Raw genomic sequence first — 20,025 nt, 5'->3', positions numbered from 1 at the left:
TGCCTCAAATTAATCATTAACCGTTATAACATTGCCATTATTATTATGATTAACCGTTGCTTTTCCTAATTCTACCATTTTCTTAGTGATTACTATAGTGCTACCTTCAAAATCTCCGTTTCCAGCTGTATACATAACGTCAAGCAAAAGTGACTCCAAGATAGCACGTAACATTCTTGCACCTGTTTTATAGCTTATAGCCTTTTTAGCAATAGCTGATATTGCTTCATCTGAAAACTCAAGGTTTACTTTGCTAAACGCAAGCAATGCTTTGTACTGTTTTATTAGTGCATTCCTTGGCTCTGTCAACACATGTATTAAATCTTCATGATCCAACTCATCTAAAACAGCAGTTATTGGAACCCGCCCTACAAATTCGGGTATTAAACCGAATTTGATTAAATCTTCAGGTTGAACATCATGTAAAGCATTCTTTTTCTTTTGCTCTTTAGACTGACTTATATCTGCTCCAAAGCCAACTGACGTTCCCTTTTTTCTCGCTTCAATAATCTTATCGAGGCCTTCAAAAGCTCCTCCACAAATAAATAGTATGTTACTAGTATCCACTTGTATAAACTCTTGTTGTGGGTGTTTTCGCCCTCCTTGTGGCGGAACATAAGCAACTGTACCCTCCATAATCTTAAGCAGAGCTTGCTGGACCCCTTCACCTGAAACGTCACGGGTTATTGAAGTGCTTTCAGATTTTCTTGTAATCTTGTCTATTTCATCTATAAACACTATACCACGCTGTGCTTTTGCAACGTCATAATTTGCAGCTTGTAATAAACGCAACAACACGCTTTCTACATCATCACCCACATAACCTGCCTCAGTTAAAGTTGTCGCATCAGCCATGGCAAATGGCACATCTGAAACTTTAGCAAGTGTTTTGGCTAGCAAAGTCTTACCAGAACCAGTGGGACCAATAAGCATTATATTTGACTTCTCGATTTCAATATCACTTATAGCATGAAGTTGTACCATGGATTGACAATGGTTATACATAGCTACAGATAAAACGTGTTGCGCGTGTTCTTGACCTACAACATGCTTGCTGAGAAAATTTTTTATATCCTCAGGTTTCTTTAGTAATAGCTTCATATCAGATATACGATCTGAATTAAAAGATCTATCTTTCTTTTGACTTATTGCTTTATGGGATAATTCTATGCACTCATTACAAATAAACACCTTTAAACCATCCGAGGAGTTAGTAATCAATTTATCTACTTCATCTTGCGCCTTGTTGCAAAAAGAACAGTAGTGTAAATCATTATTGTTATCCATTAACCCACCTTTTGTTTAACTTTAATATTTTCAATTTCAATATCTGTACGCTCAGCTATCACCCTGTCAATTAAGCCAATTTTCCTTGCTTCTTCAGGATCCATGAATTTATCTCTTTCCATCATTCCTTCAATTTTCTTCAGTGAATTTCCAGTATGTTTTTCATAAATTTGATTTAGTTTTTTCTTAACTCGCAAAATTTCATTAGCATGTATTTCTATATCAGTTGCTTGACCATGATAACCACCAGATGGCTGATGTATCATAATTCTTGAATGAGGTAGAGAGTAGCGCTTACCTTTTGTACCAGATGCAAGCAATAAGGAACCCATAGACGCAGCTTGACCTATACATAAAGTTGAAACGTCTGGGTTTATATACTGCATTGTATCGTAGATCGACAAACCAGCAGTTACAATACCACCTGGTGAGTTGATGTACATACAAATGTCTTTATCGGGATTTTCCGATTCTAAAAATAAAAGCTGTGCTACTATTACACTGGCCATGTTGTCCTCAATAGGACCTGTTACGAAAATTATTCTTTCTTTCACTAGTCTTGAATATATGTCATAAGCGCGCTCACCGCGACTAGTTTGTTCAACTACAATTGGTATAAGAGTCATACCTTTTCCTATTAAATATTACCAAACAATTCCTTTAATTCTTTCACAGAAATAATCTGCTCTTCTTTACTAACTTTTTCTATTATATAATCTGTCACTTTATACTCAAGCGCTTGCCCTCTAACTAATTCTTGAAATTGTTTATTTGATTCAAAATGCTTAAGTACTCTGTCAAACGGTACATCCTTACTGACATATTGATTTACAATAACATTCAAAACATCATTTTGAGTTAATGATATTTTATTTTCTGCACTAAATTTCATAAATAACATAGCAAGCTTTACACGTTTTTCAGCTTCTTTACAAGAATCATTTTGAGCACCCAGTTCTCCTTCCATTCTTTGTTGCTCCTGTTTTACTATGTCTGTGGGTAAATCAAAACTATAATTAGCATCCAAATAATCAAATAGCTCCTTTTTAATTAAGAGATTTCTCATTTCGGTGCACTGATCACCAATCATTTTTTTTGCATGACTTATTAGCAAAGAATAATCTTTAAAACCAATACTCCTAGCTATTTCATCATCATTTTCAAAATCTTTGGCAATTTGAATCTCATTAACTCGCACAGAAAAATCAGCTTCCTGTCCTGCAAGTGAAATGGCTTGGTAATTTTCAGGAAATTGCAACTTAAAGTCCTTTGTTTCTCCCTTTTTCATACCAGTTAATTGATCTTCAAAACCATTAATAAATGTGCCAGACCCTAAATTAACGGCAAAATTTTTGCTACTTCCACCCTGAAAGAGCTTATTCCTAATCCGCCCTTCAAAATCAATTATCAATTTATCCCCATCTTTCGCTTGATAAGAAGCATCATCAACAGAGGCGAAATTGGGGAACTTTGTTTTAATAGAATCAATAAATTCTTTTATATCTTCCTCTTCAATCTTTGCTTCAATTTTCTTTAAGTTTATTTTGTCAAGATCTATCATCGGTACTTCAGGCATCGACTCAAAAGATAGCTTGTATACAAAATTGCCCTCCTCATTTTCTTTGCCCAGATCTGGTAATGATATAACATCAACCTTAGGATAAATGTGAGACTTGACTTCAATTTTTTTCATCAAATCACTTGAGCAATAATCAATTGTATTATTTATCACATATTCCAAAGCTTCGTTTTTATAATTTGCAACAACAAGGTCATAGGGCATCTTTCCAGCCCTAAACCCAGGTGATTTTGCATTTTCTGCTATCTCTTGCAACCTGGAATTTACCTTTTGTTTTATATAATCACTACCAACTGTGATTTCATACTCATACTTTAGTTTATCTATACTAAGCTCTTTGTAGGTATATACGCTACTTACTTCGACTGTATTTTGAGGTATATTATTAGACATCATAATTCATTTATTAACATTTTAATTCATATCTTAATAGAGTCATTTTACCAGAATTTAAGTTAAACACAATCCTTAAGAACAGGTTTTTATACAAACAAAAGTGTATTCAGTGATTATAAATTTTCCCTTAAAACCTAAGTTACATGACTTTAAAGTGCGGATAGAGGGACTTGAACCCCCACGAGCAAGCTCACCAGGACCTAAACCTGGCACGTCTACCAATTCCGCCATATCCGCAAGAAATTTTCAGTACCCTATTATAGGTATTCCATTAAAAATATTCAAGGTTTAAAGTCTTACTTAATTTATAGTATTTACACAATCAAAAAAGCTTATTAACATTTCTTAATGAAAGCTCTAAATCCTGAAAATCAATAATGAGATTAATAACAAGCTTCTTACTTGCAATTTTTTTGATTACACAAAGTGGTTGCACAACCCTTATAATAGGTGGTGTGGTGGCTACAGCGACAGCAACAGCAATAACAATGCAGGACAAATCCTTGGGAAATATCATTGATGATACGACTATGGTCATCAGAATTAATAAGGGGCTCTTAAAACATGGGCTATTTTCATCCATAAAAGTTAAAGTAAGTGAAGGAAGAGTATTGCTCATTGGAAGTGTTGACACTCCTGAAAAACAACTTACAGCAGAAAAAATAGCTTGGCAGCAAAAAGAAATTAAAGAAGTGATAAATGAAATAAGAGTAATACCAATTCAAATGGCTTCCATGCTAGACACTACTGTAGATGGCATGATAACAGCGGAAATAAGAACAAGACTTCTGGGGAAAAGAAATATTAAATCAATTAATTATAGCGTTAATACGGTTGATAGAGTTGTTTATTTGATGGGTATAGCCCAAAATAAAGCGGAATTAAAAGCTGTAATATCAATTGCAAGAAAAGTAAAGGGAGTAAAACAAGTTGTAAGTTATGTACGATATAAGTACAGTAAATTACGCCATTAGGCAAAAATCGCCTTCAAATTATAACATTTGTACAGTTGTGACAATAGGTAGAGAACATAAATGAAAGTTGCCTTTCAGATGGATGAAAATATAAATTTTGAAACTGACACTACATTCGTGCTAATAAAGGAAGCACAAAGGAGGAAGCACGAAGTTTTTGTCTATGCTCCTAACAATTTAGCACTAAAGCTAAACCATCCAATTGCTCTTGCTCAGAAAGTCAGCGTTGATGATTTTAGTTTTATCTCTAAAGAGGATGTAGCAATCAACTTGAATGAAATGGACATCATATTTATCAGACAGGATCCACCCTTTGATATGCGCTACATTACAACAACCTATATCTTAGAAAAAACCAGCGCATTGGTAATTAACAATCCAACAGAAATAAGAAATTGTCCTGAAAAATTGATAACTTCATTATTTCCAGAGCTAATTCCGCCGACTTTGATCACTGAAAATATATCGATGATTAGAGATTTCTACCACAACTATCAAGATATTATTCTGAAGCCGTTGTATAGTTATGGAGGAAACGATGTAATAAGAATACGAGATGAAAACAGCATTCAAGTGGTAGTGGATCTCATGATAGCAAAATATGAATGTCCTGTAATTGCGCAATCATTTTGTAAAAACATAGATAAAGATAAAAGAATATTGCTACTTTATGGTCAACCAATTGGAGTAATGAAACGAGTTCCAAAAATCAGTGGAGAGATCAGAACAAACATGCGACTTGGAGCAAGTTTTGAGCCCGCTCAAATGAACGATAGAGACAATGAAATATGTAACAAAATTGGTCCTGAATTAAAGAAAAGGGGGCTAATATTTGTTGGTATTGATATTATAGATGACTTCCTGCTCGAAATTAACACAACTTCACCCACGGGAGTGGTTTATATCAATAAATTATATAATATATCGCTAGAAAAAGACCTTTGGGATGTGTTTGAAGAAAAAGCAAGCAGCCATCAACTAAACCTGTGAACAATTACCTTAACAAACTCAGTAGTCCCATTGGGAGTGTTAAATAAACTGTGTCAAACCGAAAAAAAAGTAATAAATTGATATAAAAAAATGGAGGTTTGACAATGAGTCAGAAAGTAGTAAACAGAACTACCGGTTTGGTAGATTATAAAGAATTAGAAACAAATATCCTGTTGTCTATACGAGAAGGAAGACCGTTGACAGGAAGAGATGGAGCATTAACACCGTTTATAAAAAAGTTGCTGGAGGTAAGCCTGGAAGGTGAAATAGAAAACCACTTGTCGGCTGAAAGCGAAGAGAATAATCGAAGAAATGGGAGGAATGCAAAGACTTTACGTACAAGCGCAGGGTCATTTGAGCTTTTGACGCCAAGAGATAGGGAAGGAAGTTTCGAACCACAAATAGTCAAAAAAAGGCAAACAAACTTACATCCAGAGCTTGAAACGAAGATTTTGAGCACATTTGCCAGTGGTATGGGCTATAGAGATATAGTGTCACATGTTGAGGAAATTTATGATCACAAAATATCGGTGGCAGAGATATCAAGTATTACTGACAAATTGCTACCAGTAATCAACGAATGGCGTAGTCGCCCGCTGCAGTCTGTATATCCGATAGTTTTCATGGTTTTTTAAAGTCAAAGAGGACGGGCATTGCGTAAGTAAATGCATGTATAACATATTAGGCATAGATCAAAATGGCAAAAAAGAAGTATTAGGTTTTTATTTGGCTGAAAGTGAAGGAGCTAACTTCTGGTTGGGAGTGCTAAATGACCTCAAAGAAAGAGGAGTAGAAGATATCCTTATTGCCTGCGTTGATGGGCTGAAAAGCTTTCCTGCAGCTATAAACAGTGTCTTTCCTAATGCGGAAGTGCAGATGTGTATAGTGCATCAGATACGCAACTCACTGAAGTATGTGGCCAGTAAAGATGCGAAGAGTTTTTTGAGCGATTTAAAGAAGGTATATCAAGCTTCAAGCAAGGAAATTGCCGAGAATTATCTGTTGGAATTGGATGAAAAATGGGACACAAAGTACCCTATGGTTATAAAATCTTGGCAGAATAATTGGGAAAACTTGTCTGGTTATTTTAAGTATTCTGGTCCAGTTAGGAGGATAATCTACACCACCAATCCCATAGAGGGGCTACATAGGCAAATTAGGAAATTCACTAAGACCAAAGGCTCATTTACCAGCATAAATGCCTTGTATAAGCAGGTATATTGTGCTATAAAGAAGGCAGAGGAAAAGTGGACGATGCCTGTACATGATTGGGCATTAACTATCTCTCAACTTGATGTTTTCTTTCCTGGCAGATTGAAAATTGAGTTGAACTAAAAATGCGGTTTGACACAGTTTATTTAATACTCCCGTCCCATTCTTTATCCCTGTTTTTTTTGTATTATTGGTCATATCACGCAATTTTTGAGAATTATTTAATAGATCAAATAGTACCTCTGTTAGATTTTTTTTTGCTTCACTATTCTGCTCAACTATTACAGCTGCTCCCGAATCTTCAATATATTTTGCGTTATAAAATTGGTGATTATCTTTTGAGTCAGGGTAAGGAATGTATATAGCAGCGCGCCTAGCAAGAGTGATCTCTGCTATTGAAGTTGCTCCTGCTCTGCTAATTACCAAGTGAGCATTGGCCAATCTATTTTCCATATCATCAAAAAATTCACTCAATTCACAATCGATCTTTTCACTTTTGTATAGACTCTTGACCTTGTTTACATTTTTCTTCGTACATTGCTGCGTCACTCTAATTTTCTTTTTCATTTTAATAGGCAAATTACAAATTACGCTGCTTACTACATCATCAAAAAAATTTGCACCTTGGCTACCTGCTATGACTAATATGTTTAGGACTTTCTCAGTGCTAGAATGGCTCTGTGCTTTTATATCAATAAAATTTCCTGTAAAAATACATTTATTACCTTCTGTATATTTAGTCTCCGGAAAGCTGGTTGCAATTAATTTTGCACTCTTAAAAAAGAATCTATTTACTCTTCCTAAAACTGTATTTTGTTCATGTAAAATTATAGGTATAGAAAGAACCCTTGCTGCAAGAAGAGTTGGAAAAGAAGCATAGCTACCAAAACCAATTACTAATCTTGGCTTCAATTTTCTGATTTTATATATTGCTAGCACACAACTATACATTAATAAAAGAAAAAATTTAAATTTGTTGCCGCTTGGTCTACGTAATGGTAAAATATAGCTTTCTATGTCGATATTTTTATTTGTTTTTTTATCAGTGAATAATATGCAATTGTATCCTTGTGTCTTTAGTGCTTTTGCTAAGGCTATGGCCGGAAAGATATGCCCACCTGTGCCACCTGTTGCTAAAATAATATCCATCTGTAAATAACAAATTAACACTAGATTGTTAACTGTTATTTAATAATTTGCACGTAGAATTTTATTAAGCTTTATGATAGTTGAGTTAAAAATGCCTAAAAGTAATAGTAAAAAAGAACCTAATGAGAAAAATAAACCTCAAGAACAAAGAGAAGGCAGAAGCGGAGGTTTTTTAGAACTGCTAAAAAATATAATAAAAATTCTTTTCAATTCGGTTGTTGACCTACCTGAGCACGAGCAGCATAATAAAATGAAAAGCACTAATCTACAACAAGGTTTGGATACTAAAGGAAAAGGCCCAGAAGATCTTCATCCAAAGGCAAAGCTTAAAGTTAAAGAAGCAGCTAAGGGATTGAAAGAAGAGTTACAGAATTCTGATGCTGGTGGTAATCAATCTATTGAAACTAAAGTGCCTAAAATTGTACAGTCCCAGAGTGTGATGGTATGATAAAATATGAGAAAAAAATACCATCAAAGGAGGAGTTATGGGACAAATATTACATGGGTGCGCCAAAACAACACAGACGATTCGTAGAGCAATACAAAATAGAAAAGAGAGCATAGCAAAACTCTCCAAGCATTATAACCTTAATCCAAAAACTATTATTAAGTGGAGAAAACGTTCATTTACGAAAGATGCTGATATGGGTCCAAAGCGTCCAAGATCGACTGTTTTAACGCTAGAAGAGGAAGCTATAATAGTTACATTTCGCAAGTATACACTACTGCCACTAGATGATTGCCTTTACGCTCTGCAGTCTACAATTCCGCATTTGACTCGCTCTAGCTTGCATCGTTGTTTACAAAGACACAACATTAGCAGATTACCAACTGTTGATGGAGAAGTTAAGTCAAAAAAGAAATTCAAACAATATCCTATCGGTTACTTTCATATTGATATTGCTGAAGTTAGAACTGAGGAGGGCAAATTACATTTGTTTGTTGCTATTGATAGGACATCCAAATTTACCTATGTTGAGTTGCGTAACAGTGCTACAAAACCCATAGCTGCTGAGTTCTTACGTAATTTGATTAGAATTTTACCGTATAAAATCCATACTATTTTGACAGATAACGGTATACAATTTACAAACCAGAAGCGTCATAAGTATGCTTTCCAACACATATTTAATAGAGTTTGCGAAGAGAATGTTATTGAACATCGTTTGACAAAAGTTAGCCATCCTTGGACAAATGGGCAAGTTGAGCGTATGAATAAAACTTTAAAGGATGCTACAGTTAAGAAGTATTACTATCAATCGCACCAGCAACTTAAAGAACACCTTTATAACTTTGTTATGGCTTATAATTATGCAAAGAGACTCAAAACTCTTAAGGGTCTTACTCCTTATGAATTTATATGTTATCAGTGGACACAGTCTCCAGAATTATTTATACTAAATCCACACCATCACACTCTGGGACCATACAACTAAGGGCTCATTTACTAGCTTGTACAAACAGGTATATTGTGCTATAAAAAAGGCAGAGCAAAATTGGACTATCCTAATTGGGCTTTAACTATATCTCAACTTGATATTTTCTTTCCTGGTAGATTGAAAATTGAGTTGAGTTAAAAATGCGGTTTGACACACTTTTTTGAACATTTCCTTATTGCCTGTTTTTACAATTTTGAATTGATTCCTTAGGTTATGCAAGAGGTCTATTGAGCAAATCCAATAATATCCTTGATTTCTTTTATATTATGGGTTGCAATTTCTGCTGCTTTCTTTGTACCTTTTTTTAATATTTCACGTAAATGGAATTGGTCTTTTAAAAGATCATTCATTCTCTCACGTATGGGTGATATAACACTGATAATTAAATCAGCTAACTCTTTTTTGAAGTGCTTCATGTCATGTTTGTTCACTTCTTCACATACTTTTTCCGCATTTACATTACTAAGCACTGAATAAATGTTTATCAAATTGCTTATTTCTGGTCGGCACTCTAAAGTAGCAAAATCAAAGCCTAGAATTGAATCTGTTTTTGCTTTTTCTATTTTTTTGACAATTAAATCATCCGTATCATCAAGGTTAATGCACGAATATTCTGAAGGGTCAGATTTACTCATCTTGCTTGTGCCATCTCTTAAGCTCATTATTCTTGATGTGCAATCCAAAGTTAAGATTTCAGGTACGATGAAATAATCCAGTTTATAATGATTGTTAAAAGCTGATGCAATATCACGTGCAAGCTCCAAATGCTGTTTTTGATCATCACCAACAGGAACGTATTTAGTTTGATACAACAATATATCTGCAGCCATAAGTACTGGATAACTATATAATCCAAGAGAGGCTTTTTGTTTATCGCCGCCAGCTTTATCTTTAAATTGAGTCATGCGATTAAGCCAACCAATTGGTGTATAGCACCCAAGCAGCCAGCCCAGTTCTGCATGACCACTAACCGTGGACTGATTAAAAATAATGGACTTTTCTGGATCTATTCCACATGCAATATAAGCTGCTGCTGTTTTGAAAATATTACTTTTTAATTCACTTGCGGGAAGCTTATTTGCTGTGATTGCATGTAGGTCGACAATACAAAAAAGAGATTTGTATTTATGCTGTAAGTCTATCCACTGTTTGATTGCACCAAGATAATTACCTAAATGTAGTACGCCACTTGGCTGGATACCTGAAAAGACAATACTTGTCATTATACATTTACCTCATGCTAATCGCTTCCACAATCAGCAGATTTCTTAGAAAGAATAACCATTGCAGGACGGAGCAACCTATTTTTGATAGTATAACCAGTCTGTAGTACTTCTATAATAGTGCCAGGCTCTTTTTCATTGTCTTCTCTTTCCACAACAGCTTGGTGTAAATTACTATCAAAAAGCTCACCAAGTGGATCTACTTCCTCTATTCCATGTTTTTTTAGATCATTTATAATTTTTTGATAAGCTACTTTAATCCCCTCATGAACAGGATCACCGTCTTTCAAAATTTCCATTACTTTTTTTAAATTGTCGCACGAGTCGATCATATCACGTGCAAATTTTGTGACTGCATAGTCACTTGCATCGCTAATTTGCTTTTGCATTATACGTTTGACGTTTTCATTATCTGCAACAGCACGGCGTAAATGATCTTCAAGCTGAGCTGCACGTTCTTTTAATGTATTGAGATCTTCATTTAAATCATCAGTTTGCTTATGGTTATCACTTTGTTGGTCGTCACCTTTCTGCCTATTTACCATATCGGCAAATTTCCTCTTTTTTTCTTTACTGCTGTCTGACATATCACTATCCTTAAGAATCTAATAAATATATAGCAATTAATTCGAAAATATCAAGCACCAGCTACATTTGTCTTTCTATGCTCGCATTTAAAAAGTCAATTAAAGTAATTTTATAAAAAGAATCAGAAAAAGTACTAATATCATTTTGTGCCATATTAATGTAGTATCTAGCTTTTTCCATAGAAAGCTGAATGGCATTATGGTGATTAATATAGTGTAATGCTTGGTCAAAATTGTGTCTAGCTGAAGAAAAGCATTTTTCCCAGAATTTTTGCTCTGCTGGACTGCCCTTTTCGTATGCTATAATAGCAGGTAAGGTGACTTTACCTTCGAAAAAGTCTTTTCCGACTTGTTTTCCAGAAGTGCCTTGATTAGCAGTATAATCGAGCATATCATCAACTATTTGAAATGCCATACCAAAATTAAAACCAAAATTCTTTAGCCTCTCTGTTTCGTCATTTGTTGCACCAGATACTGTAGATGCAGCTTCACAGCATGCAGAAAATAAAGATGCTGTCTTTTCTCCAATGATATCAAAATAATTTTCCCTGACTGTGTGGGGGTCAAAACGTGTTGTCATCTGCTTTATTTCACCCTTCACAAGTAAATGCGATGCTTTAGATAAAATAGAGAGAATATTTAAATTTCCACACTCTATAAGCCATCTAAATGCTAGAGTCAACAATAGATCACCAACTAAAATGCTTGATTTATTCCCCCAAATCTTATTCGCTGTTTTAACTCCATGGCGTGCCTCACTTTCATCGAGCACATCATCATGAAGTAAAGTAGCATTGTGTATAAACTCTACCGATGCAGCAACGTTGATCCTATCCTCCCCAGAATAGTTTAGCATTTTACATATAATAAAAACTAGTTTAGGCCTTATTTTTTTTCCACCTGAACTAACAAGATGAGATATAATATCAGTAGCAAGCTTAGCACCTTCATCATTGACATTTTTGAAGATAAAGTCCTTCATAGCTGATAGATCAGAAGATACGACATCGTCTAATTTACCATTATTTGTTAAATCAGTATTTAGCATTTTAAAGAGACTTATGCTTCTTGTCCCTGTGCTTTCTCGTTCTCTACTTTCTTCTTTTCTGTTTTCTTTGGTTCTGTTTCTAAAGTTACTATGCCTTTTTTAATGAACCATAGTACTCTTTCAGTTGCTTGCGCGCCTACGCTTAGCCAATGTTTTAATCTATCAGCCTTCACCACAACACGATTTTTATTGTCTTTTGGTAACATTGGATCATATTGTCCTATTTTCTCAATAAAACGCCCATCTCTTGGTGCTCGTGAATCAGCTACAACTATCCTATAAAAAGGGCGTTTCTTTGCGCCAAACCTTGCCAACCTTATTTTAACTACCATGTTAACCTTTATTCATATATTAGTCACAATTTTATACAATGAGCCGTTTTAAGTCAAATGAATTATACAACTTTTGCACCTTATAATATAATTACCAATAATGTAGGGCAGCGCCGGGCGCACAGCTATACGAACATTCATTTTTGAAGGTAAATTGCACAGCAAATGGTGTCATTCCAGTCTGGAATCCAGCCTTTTCATAATCATTAAAACGTTGTATTTTAACATAAAACGGCTACTTTTATACTTAATAAAATTCCTGGATCCCAGACTGGGATGACATCCTTCCTAGTGAAGATTGCTCTCAAATCGCAATGTTCGTACAGTTGTGTGTCTCGGCACTGGATGCGTTTGAAGCAACTTATAAGATTTTTGACTATATATCATCAAGTATAGCGTGATTAACTTCGACTTTATACTTTGATTCCAGATAGCTAATTAATTGCTCTTTTAGCGATATCATCACACGTTTTCCGGTGTCAAGCGTGTTTAATTTACCATTTGATGAATGCATTTCTTTTAGAACACCTATTATAATTTCATTATTGTATTGAATAGGGTCTGTCACTGAACCAGTTGTTTTCATATTGAAAATCTCTTCTACAAAAGAAAAAGGGTAGTTTTGTTGATCCACTTCATTGCGTTGCATCTGCTGACCTTTAACTAATTCCACACCTTGAATTTCTTCCAAATCTGTTTTTTCTCTTAGTTGAACTGCAACCTCTTGCCCAATTTTAAACATTCTTTCTTTTATAAACTCACTACACCAAAGCTCTACCGCTAATGCCCTGCCTTCTTCAAAACTTTGCAATTTGGGTGGAACGATATCAATGATTTTTACACTAACAACAGCGTCCCCAACGCCCTTGAAATAACCTTTCTGATCCTTTTCTCGCGAAAAAATGAAAGAAATCAAATCACCAGAATCTCCTACGTTATTACCGCTTTGATCTTTTCCACTCGCATCTACTGGACCAATAGTTTGTATAGGTAAATTATATTCACTCAATATTTCTTCAATTTCTGAACCATTGTATATCTTATAGTTCACTTGGTTTATGAAATCATTGACTCTTTCAAAAGACTTTTGGTTAGTTAGAACTGACTTTATGTCTTTTTTTAAATCAACTAAGTCTTCATCAGAGATTTGATGCGCACTTTCCACTTTTATTATATGCCAACCAAAACTGCTTGCTAAAACTTCACTTACTTCACCTACTTTGAGAGCAAATACCTTTTCCCTCACGTCTTCTGGTAAAAAATCCTTAGTTATATTATTTACTCTAGTTTCCTCAAGTTTTGCTTTGCCAAACTCTCCTACTATCTGTTCAAAGCTTGTTTTACCCTCCTCAAATGCTCTTCTTGCTGTCTCAGCTTCTTCTTTGGTAGAAAATATTACATTGAATACATCTCTTTGATCTTTTAGTTCCTGTTGTTCTATTATACCATCAACTTCTTCATCTGAGATCTTGATTTGATCTTCAAAATACTTTTGGCCTAGGGAAATATATTGCGCAGTTCGATACTCAGGATAATAAAAATGGGATTTATTTCTTTCGTACAAATCAAGTAATGCTTGATCATCTGGTTCAGGAATGTTTGTAACTGCATCTTCAGTTATTTTAACAATATCAACCACTCTAGTTTGGTAGCGACTTTTGTATATCTGCTCATCAACTCTCTCGCCAAAAGTTACCGGATAATTATCTTTAAATAACGAAGTCATGAACATCATTGCAGGCAGAACTTTCTCTAGCTTTGCTATATACTCTTTCTCTGTCATATGCAGGTCATTTAGCGTTTCATGGAATTTATTTTTGTCAAATTCGCCTTTATCATTTTGAAAGTATTTGGTATTTTTAATATGGTTTTTTATAGACTCTTCTCCAACTGTCAACCCCAGCTCACTAATTAGGTTAAACAATAGTTTTTGCTCTATAAGTGCGTTAAGCAAATCATATTTCAGCTTTTTTACTTGTTCTCTACTCGCATCAGATCCAGAAATTTGCTTTTCATAATTTTGATATAGTGATTTATACTCATCTGACGTTATAACTTCTTTTCCAACCCTAGCTACCTCTTCTTTTTCATCATCACCTGATAAAAGGTTGCCAATTCCCATGAAGACTAATAAGCAAGCTAAAAGGACAACGGTTACTTTAGTGAAAAAATTTTTAACATTCATTTTAAACTCAGTTAATTAATGGTTAATTATAGAATAGTGATAATTTAATTCTTGTAAACCTGTTGCTTTATTAGCCAATATATATAATATTACAATATATTAACTTAAAATTTAACTCTTTTCTTAAATAGAAACATATGTTTGACTAAGTTATACTATACCTTAAGAAGGGAAAATATTTTTTTGAATCGTTTGAAATATGCTTAAACGTAAGCGCATTTAATTAACTTAAGAGGTGGGAAGTGACAAACAAAAAGTCATTGAATGACAAAATTAATGCTTTTTTAGTTTTAATAGCTTATATTTTAGCTCTGTATAACAGTAAGGGATACTTTAAATGGGAGATGCTTTTTTGATGTCAATGGAATCTTCTAAGGGCAATAACGATAGAAATAAACAGTTTCTAATGCAAATAGCTGCTTGGTTAGTAGACAACACTGGTTTAACTTTTAATCAAATAGCACAATGCTGTAGGTTGGCCCTTGAAGAAGTACAAGACATAGCTGATGAGGAAATAGAAGTTGAAAAATATAACCCTATTATTTCTGGGGTAATTACTGAAAAAGAAATCGATGATTGCAAAAAAAATTCAAACCGTGTACCAAATTTGATTATAAAAAATATAAAAAAAAGGAGTAAAGCGATTGGTAGCATTCTTGGCTTTGCCTCTACGGCAAGGCGTAGAGATAAACCTGATGCGATTTATTATTTAGTAAAAAAATTTCCTATCTTGGATAATAACGTTATAGCTAAATTAATTAGTACAACAAATTACACAGTTGAGCAAGTAAGAGATGGATCTCATCATAACATGCAAAATATAAAACCCCAAGATCCTGTACTACTTGGCTTATGTAGTCAAGAAAATTTAGAAGCAGAAGTGGAAAAAGCAAAAGTAGAAGAAGAGAAGCAAGAAAGGTTAAAAAATATAAAGAATAGCTATTGAAAATCCTCAAATTTTTGTGCTTTGTTAACATTAAATTAACTTGACTTGCTAGTGTTTATTAGTATAATGTAAGTAAAGTACGGGGTTTAATAATAATTAAGCTTAATACGCACTAAAACTAGCTCAGCCTAATTTATTATCTTATAGTCACATTTTAGGTTAGTAAGCATCAATTAAAATTTTTGGAGGATTATGACAACAATCAATGAAGATGTTTTGGCAAAAGGAAAGGTTACAGCTCAACCTGAAAAAAGTGAGCAAATTCACAATAACGATACAGTAAAACAGATGGTCAATGAAGGTACTGAGAAAAACAGAAAAACATTAGATCTGAGCGAATTAAAAGAGAAAACAGCAGAAGAATTGTTAGAGTTAGCTGAAGAAAGAAAAATTTCAACTAACGGTAAAAGCAATGGTAGAATGCTAAAGCAGGAAATGATATTCAGCTTAATGAAGAAAATGAGCGAAGAAGGAGGCATAACCACAGGGAGTGGAATAGTGGAAATATTGCCTGATGGTTTCGGTTTCTTACGTTCAGCAAGTGCAAATTATGCTCCAAGTACCGATGATGTTTATATTTCTAACGGGCAAATAAAGAAGTTTAATTTACGTACAGGAGATATGGCATGTGGAGAAATAAGGCCACCTGGTGATAAAGAAAGATATTTTACTTTAACTAAGGTTCAAAGTATAAACTCTACTGAAGTCAGTGAATTAAGAAAGTACGTCCATTTTGATAATTTGCTTCCTCTTTATCCTGAGGAAAGCATAGTACTTGAGTGTAATAGTGGTGATGATAAAAAAGGCTTAAGCATGCGTGCTATAGATATAGTAGCTCCTCTTGGAAAAGGGCAAAGAGCGTTAGTAGTTGCTCCACCTCGCACAGGAAAAACTGTATTGCTTCAGCAAATGGCTAACTCTATAGCTATAAATCACCCTGAAATAGAATTAATAGTGTTACTTATAGATGAAAGACCTGAAGAAGTAACAGATATGATACGTTCTGTAAAAGGTGAGGTAGTGAGTTCTACGTTTGATGAGCCTGCTTACCGTCACGTACAGCTTGCTGAAATAGTAATAGAAAAAGCTAAAAGAATGGTTGAGCATAAAAAAGATGTGGTAATCCTACTTGACAATATTACTAGACTTGCACGTGCTTATAACGCTGTTATTCCTTCGTCTGGGAAAGTTCTAACTGGTGGTGTGGATTCAAATGCACTGCAGAGACCCAAGCGTTTTTTTGGAGCGGCTCGTAATATTGAAAATGGTGGTTCTTTGACAATCATTGCTACAGCTCTTATAGACACTGGTTCAAAAATGGATGAGGTTATTTTTGAAGAGTTTAAAGGTACAGGAAACGCTGAGATTATACTTGATAGAAAACTTTCTGATAAACGTATATTTCCAGCTATTGACATTACAAAATCCGGAACAAGGAAGGAAGAGCTATTAGTTGATAAGGCTATACTAAATAAAATATGGGTGTTGCGTAGAATACTCAATCCTATGGGATCTGTTGAAGCAATGGAATTTTTACGTGACAAACTACTTTTAACAAAGAGCAATGCTGACTTTTTTAACTCCATGAATCACTAAAAGTAAGCCAGTTATGATGGATATGCTGAGCAAAAAGTAAAACGCTTTTATAGTTAAAATAATTGTATCCGTTCAGGCAATGGCGAACTTAGGGAGCGTTAAATAAACTATACGCGTCAAGTTAAGAAGCAAAGGTAAGAAAATTCAATGAACTTAAGGTGGATACTCTAGTCTTTCTATATCTGTCTTTCACAGAAAATTGTGACCAGTTTGTGGTAAGTTTTTTCAGGAAAATTCTCAAATTATTAATTTTGCTGCTTAACGCTAAAAACAAGTAACCGTTCACGGATTGTGAGAATGAATAAAGAACTAAGCAGTCGTAACTTTTGGAAGGGATTTTGGCCATTGAGACGTGATGTCAAAAATATCGACAACATTCTTCCACGAACCTTTCCCCACGTTCCAACCAGGTGAAAAAGCTGTTTTTACGATAGCCGTCTAATTTGCCGTTCTGCAAGGTTGTTGATTGACTTCAGGCTTTCGTAAAAACTTCCACACTATAACCTCGGCCTTAACATCTTAATGGCCATTCTCAAACCATTCTCGTCATTTCATGAAAAAACCCTTCTTTCGCATTAGTTGTGTAGCATCTTTTAATATTAACAAGGCCTATAATAGTGCAGCACTGCCTTACGTATTGCCAATCCAAATTCTACTTGCTGTAAAATAACACAATCTGCTACATCGCTGCTAATCTCAATCCCTCTATTTATTGGCCCTGGGTGCATAACAATCGCATCTGGTTTTGCGTATGATAGCTTTTGTGAATCAAGTCCATACAAATGAAAATATTCTTTCTCTGAAGGAACAAAACAACTATTATTCATGCGCTCTTTCTGCAGTCTTAAAAGCATGATTACATCAGCATCCTTTATACCTTCAATTAATGAATAATGGACTGAATCTACTTCAGGAAAATGCTTACAAATCAAAGTTGGTGGTGCGACCAAGCTTATCTCTGCTCCAAACATTTTTAGCAACCTTATATTTGACCTTGCAACTCTGCTGTGCAGAATATCTCCACATATCACAACTTTGAGATCCTTTATTTGCTTTTTATGACTGCTGATTACAAGATAATCTGCAAGAGCTTGAGTTGGGTGTTCACTGCTTCCATCGCCTGCGTTGATTAGCGAGCAGCTAACATTCTTAGCCAGCATATTAACAATACCGCTATTTTTTTGCCTGATTATTATATAGTCAGGATTCATTGCATTTAATGTTTTGATCATGTCTTTTAGATCTTCTCCCTTGTTAATAGAAGAAGATCTTATTGGCAAAGTTACAACATTTGCTCCAAGGCTTTTTGCTGCTATTTCAAAAGACGCAAGTGTACGCGTTGAATCTTCAAAGAATAAATTTATTACTGTCTTATTTTCCAAGATATGACTATTTGCAGCTTTTTTTTTAAGGTACTGGTTAGCCAACTTAGTTATATTTTCTACATCATCGACTGTAAGGTCTGAGATGTTTAACAAATTCCTTCTCTTGTGCATAGTTTCCTTTTCAACTACTTGAACCTATTCTACTTTCTTATTATTGTTTTTCAATAGACCTCTTGTGCAGCAATTGTTTTGGTGAAAGAACAGAAAAAGATAGTAAAGTCAAAATTAAGTTAGAAGGAAGAAAAAGTTCAGCGAGTCAAGAGTAAGGTACATTAGCATAAATCTTTCATCCCAGTGTTCAGTGGCACTGGGGATTACTTCCACTTACACTCATCCGCTATCATAACAGCCTCAAGAAGATGCTTCTCAAGTTCACTTAGAGGTAAATCACTTTGTGGATAATTTCCCCAAGACTTTAGTATATCGGAAGTTTCAACGCCTTCAATAACAGGGTATTCTTGGTTTTTTTTAGCGTATAGCTCTTGAGCCTGCTTGCTTACTAAAAATTCCAATAAGACTATAGCATTTTCCCTGTTTTTTGCGTTTTTTGTTACTGCTGCACCACTGATGTTTACCATTACGCCGTGATCATTGCGATTAGGAAAAAAAGCCCCTAGCTTGTCTATAACATTCTTTTTATTTTCTGATGAAAGAATTCTTGCAAAGTAATAACTATTTACTATTGCAACATCTCCTTCACCAGCAGCTACAGCATAAATTTGGTCAGTATCACCACCACTTGGTTTTCTTGCCATATTACTCACAATTCCACTTACCCATTCTTTCGTCTTTTCAAAACCATTATTTGCAATCATAAAAGCAATCAATGACCGGTTATATGGACTTGTAGAAGAACGCACTAATATTTTTCCTTTCCATTTTTCATTTGCTAAATCTTCATAAGTACTTAAGTTTTTAGGATTTACTGACTCTTTATTATAAACTAATATTCTGGTTCTTTTTGTAAGGCCAAACCAATAATCTTCACTATCTCTAAATTTTGCAGGTATAACACTTTTTAAAATCTCTGAATCCACTTGAGATAAAAGCCCTCTTTTTTTTGCCAAAATCAGGTTCACTGCATCTGCAGTTAAAAGCAAGTCAGCTTCACCGCCATTTTCCATGCGTGAAAGTAGCTGAGAATAATCATCAATGATGTAACGTACTTTAATGCCTGTATTTTTTGTAAATTCATCAAATAAAGTACGTACTAATTCTTCTTTGCGCGATGAATAGACATTCACTACTTGTGAATTGTCAGTTCCGCTGTTTTTATACAAAAAAGTAATGACTATTAATACAACTGCTATTAAGGATGTGAATATAAAGGCTTTTTTCATATTGGATAAAAAATAACTTCTTTCAGTTAAAGATACTCAAATAGCGCAATCTTAGCAAGTGTAAAATTCGTTAGATGTAGCTAATATAATTTGGATTTACCGAAGTCAATGTATGAAATAATCGAAATTGTCATTCCAGCGCGTGACGCTAGGCCATAAAACCTACTTGACAAACTCCGTCAGCCCCCTTATCATGAAACTGAAGGTATTCAGTTATCTTCATCTGTGCAGATTAAACAGCAAAAAAACAACGTAGTTGGCGTCTTATTTTTAATTTTTTGCACTATGTGCACCTTATGTCTTCACAACATTTCTAGGTTTTTACCTACACAAGCTGAAACGCGCTTATAAAGCGTT

16 protein-coding genes, 1 tRNA gene and 4 pseudogenes are annotated in these 20,025 nt (G+C 34.5%); 8 read left to right on the top strand and 13 right to left on the bottom strand.

What is annotated here, in order from left to right; genetic code table 11:
* Positions 1-9 precede the first annotated feature (9 nt).
* The 4 genes from clpX to ABWU38_RS03730 all read right to left on the bottom strand — a co-directional run bounded on the left by clpX (position 10) and on the right by ABWU38_RS03730 (position 3,499).
* On the bottom strand, positions 10-1,287 hold the full coding sequence (clpX, locus tag ABWU38_RS03745; protein ID WP_353272491.1) for an ATP-dependent Clp protease ATP-binding subunit ClpX: 1,278 nt from the start codon (positions 1,285-1,287) through the stop codon (positions 10-12).
* Positions 1,287-1,913 carry an ATP-dependent Clp endopeptidase proteolytic subunit ClpP gene (gene clpP / locus ABWU38_RS03740; protein WP_253309482.1) on the bottom strand — a complete coding sequence of 209 codons (627 nt, stop codon included), beginning with the start codon at positions 1,911-1,913 and terminating at the stop codon, positions 1,287-1,289. Before clpP ends, clpX begins: the two co-directional genes overlap by 1 nt.
* An 11-nt stretch (positions 1,914-1,924) precedes the next feature.
* Positions 1,925-3,259: a trigger factor gene (gene tig, locus ABWU38_RS03735; protein ID WP_264688507.1), complete on the bottom strand. Its 1,335-nt coding sequence runs from the start codon at positions 3,257-3,259 to the stop codon at positions 1,925-1,927.
* Between the two features lie 158 nt (positions 3,260-3,417).
* Positions 3,418-3,499 (bottom strand) — tRNA-Leu (locus ABWU38_RS03730).
* Positions 3,500-3,639: 140 nt separating this feature from the next.
* Between ABWU38_RS03730 and ABWU38_RS03725 the strand changes: the two genes are divergently transcribed.
* The 3 genes and pseudogenes from ABWU38_RS03725 (at position 3,640) to ABWU38_RS03715 (ending at position 6,561) form a co-directional block, all read left to right on the top strand.
* On the top strand, positions 3,640-4,236 hold the full coding sequence (locus ABWU38_RS03725; protein WP_064124795.1) for a BON domain-containing protein: 597 nt from the start codon (positions 3,640-3,642) through the stop codon (positions 4,234-4,236).
* A 60-nt stretch (positions 4,237-4,296) separates the two neighbouring features.
* Positions 4,297-5,226, top strand: coding sequence for a glutathione synthase (gshB, locus tag ABWU38_RS03720; RefSeq protein WP_264688409.1), 930 nt, complete (start codon positions 4,297-4,299; stop codon positions 5,224-5,226).
* A 104-nt stretch (positions 5,227-5,330) separates the two neighbouring features.
* Positions 5,331-6,561 (top strand): annotated as a pseudogene (locus ABWU38_RS03715) (IS256-like element ISWpi15 family transposase).
* On the opposite strand, the gene murG reads toward ABWU38_RS03715, so the two are convergent.
* Positions 6,502-7,587 carry an undecaprenyldiphospho-muramoylpentapeptide beta-N-acetylglucosaminyltransferase gene (murG, locus tag ABWU38_RS03710; RefSeq protein WP_253309512.1) on the bottom strand — a complete coding sequence of 362 codons (1,086 nt, stop codon included), beginning with the start codon at positions 7,585-7,587 and terminating at the stop codon, positions 6,502-6,504. The pseudogene ABWU38_RS03715 and the gene murG overlap by 60 nt on opposite strands.
* Before the next feature lie 73 nt (positions 7,588-7,660).
* On the opposite strand from murG, the gene ABWU38_RS03705 reads away from it, so the two are divergent.
* From ABWU38_RS03705 to ABWU38_RS03695, 3 genes and pseudogenes are all read left to right on the top strand, one after another.
* Positions 7,661-8,035 carry a hypothetical protein gene (locus tag ABWU38_RS03705; protein WP_353272490.1) on the top strand — a complete coding sequence of 125 codons (375 nt, stop codon included), beginning with the start codon at positions 7,661-7,663 and terminating at the stop codon, positions 8,033-8,035.
* 37 nt (positions 8,036-8,072) lie between these two features.
* On the top strand, positions 8,073-9,023 hold the full coding sequence (locus ABWU38_RS03700) for an IS481 family transposase (RefSeq protein ID WP_353272270.1): 951 nt from the start codon (positions 8,073-8,075) through the stop codon (positions 9,021-9,023).
* A pseudogene (locus ABWU38_RS03695) lies at positions 9,019-9,164 on the top strand (IS256 family transposase); the annotation flags it as partial. The gene ABWU38_RS03700 and the pseudogene ABWU38_RS03695, both read left to right, overlap by 5 nt.
* Positions 9,165-9,250: 86 nt before the next feature.
* Here ABWU38_RS03695 and trpS read toward each other — a convergent pair.
* The 5 genes and pseudogenes from trpS to ABWU38_RS03670 form a co-directional block, all read right to left on the bottom strand.
* Positions 9,251-10,249, bottom strand: a complete 999-nt coding sequence (trpS, locus tag ABWU38_RS03690; protein ID WP_264688393.1) for a tryptophan--tRNA ligase — start codon at positions 10,247-10,249, stop codon at positions 9,251-9,253.
* A gap of 17 nt (positions 10,250-10,266) precedes the next feature.
* A complete protein-coding gene (locus tag ABWU38_RS03685) occupies positions 10,267-10,836 on the bottom strand; it encodes a nucleotide exchange factor GrpE (protein ID WP_253307254.1) in 570 nt (189 codons plus the stop codon).
* Positions 10,837-10,897: 61 nt separating this feature from the next.
* Positions 10,898-11,884: a polyprenyl synthetase family protein gene (locus ABWU38_RS03680; RefSeq protein WP_253307255.1), complete on the bottom strand. Its 987-nt coding sequence runs from the start codon at positions 11,882-11,884 to the stop codon at positions 10,898-10,900.
* A gap of 11 nt (positions 11,885-11,895) precedes the next feature.
* A complete protein-coding gene (gene rpsP / locus ABWU38_RS03675; protein WP_253307256.1) occupies positions 11,896-12,216 on the bottom strand; it encodes a 30S ribosomal protein S16 in 321 nt (106 codons plus the stop codon).
* Between the two features lie 376 nt (positions 12,217-12,592).
* Positions 12,593-14,404 (bottom strand): annotated as a pseudogene (locus ABWU38_RS03670) (SurA N-terminal domain-containing protein); the annotation flags it as partial.
* A gap of 334 nt (positions 14,405-14,738) precedes the next feature.
* Between ABWU38_RS03670 and ABWU38_RS03665 the strand changes: the two are divergent.
* Both ABWU38_RS03665 and rho read left to right on the top strand, forming a co-directional pair.
* Positions 14,739-15,347, top strand: coding sequence for a cell cycle transcriptional regulator TrcR (locus tag ABWU38_RS03665; protein ID WP_064124724.1), 609 nt, complete (start codon positions 14,739-14,741; stop codon positions 15,345-15,347).
* Between the two features lie 192 nt (positions 15,348-15,539).
* The gene (gene rho / locus ABWU38_RS03660) at positions 15,540-16,943 is read left to right on the top strand and encodes a transcription termination factor Rho (RefSeq protein ID WP_264328936.1); all 1,404 of its coding nucleotides are present in this window, start codon (positions 15,540-15,542) and stop codon (positions 16,941-16,943) included.
* A gap of 121 nt (positions 16,944-17,064) precedes the next feature.
* Here rho and ABWU38_RS03655 read toward each other — a convergent pair.
* From ABWU38_RS03655 to ABWU38_RS03645, 3 genes and pseudogenes are all read right to left on the bottom strand, one after another.
* Positions 17,065-17,217, bottom strand: a pseudogene (locus ABWU38_RS03655) (IS4 family transposase); the annotation flags it as partial.
* 325 nt (positions 17,218-17,542) lie between these two features.
* Positions 17,543-18,439 carry an aspartate carbamoyltransferase catalytic subunit gene (locus ABWU38_RS03650; RefSeq protein ID WP_353272489.1) on the bottom strand — a complete coding sequence of 299 codons (897 nt, stop codon included), beginning with the start codon at positions 18,437-18,439 and terminating at the stop codon, positions 17,543-17,545.
* 203 nt (positions 18,440-18,642) lie between these two features.
* Complete coding sequence (locus tag ABWU38_RS03645; RefSeq protein ID WP_253307261.1) at positions 18,643-19,668, bottom strand: extracellular solute-binding protein; 1,026 nt, start codon at positions 19,666-19,668, stop codon at positions 18,643-18,645.
* Positions 19,669-20,025: the final 357 nt, after the last annotated feature.

It is taken from the genome of Wolbachia endosymbiont (group A) of Urophora cardui (genome assembly GCF_964028435.1).
Lineage (GTDB): Bacteria > Pseudomonadota > Alphaproteobacteria > Rickettsiales > Anaplasmataceae > Wolbachia.
Note: the sequence above shows the minus strand (reverse complement) of the source record. Positions and strands in the feature narration are given on the sequence as shown.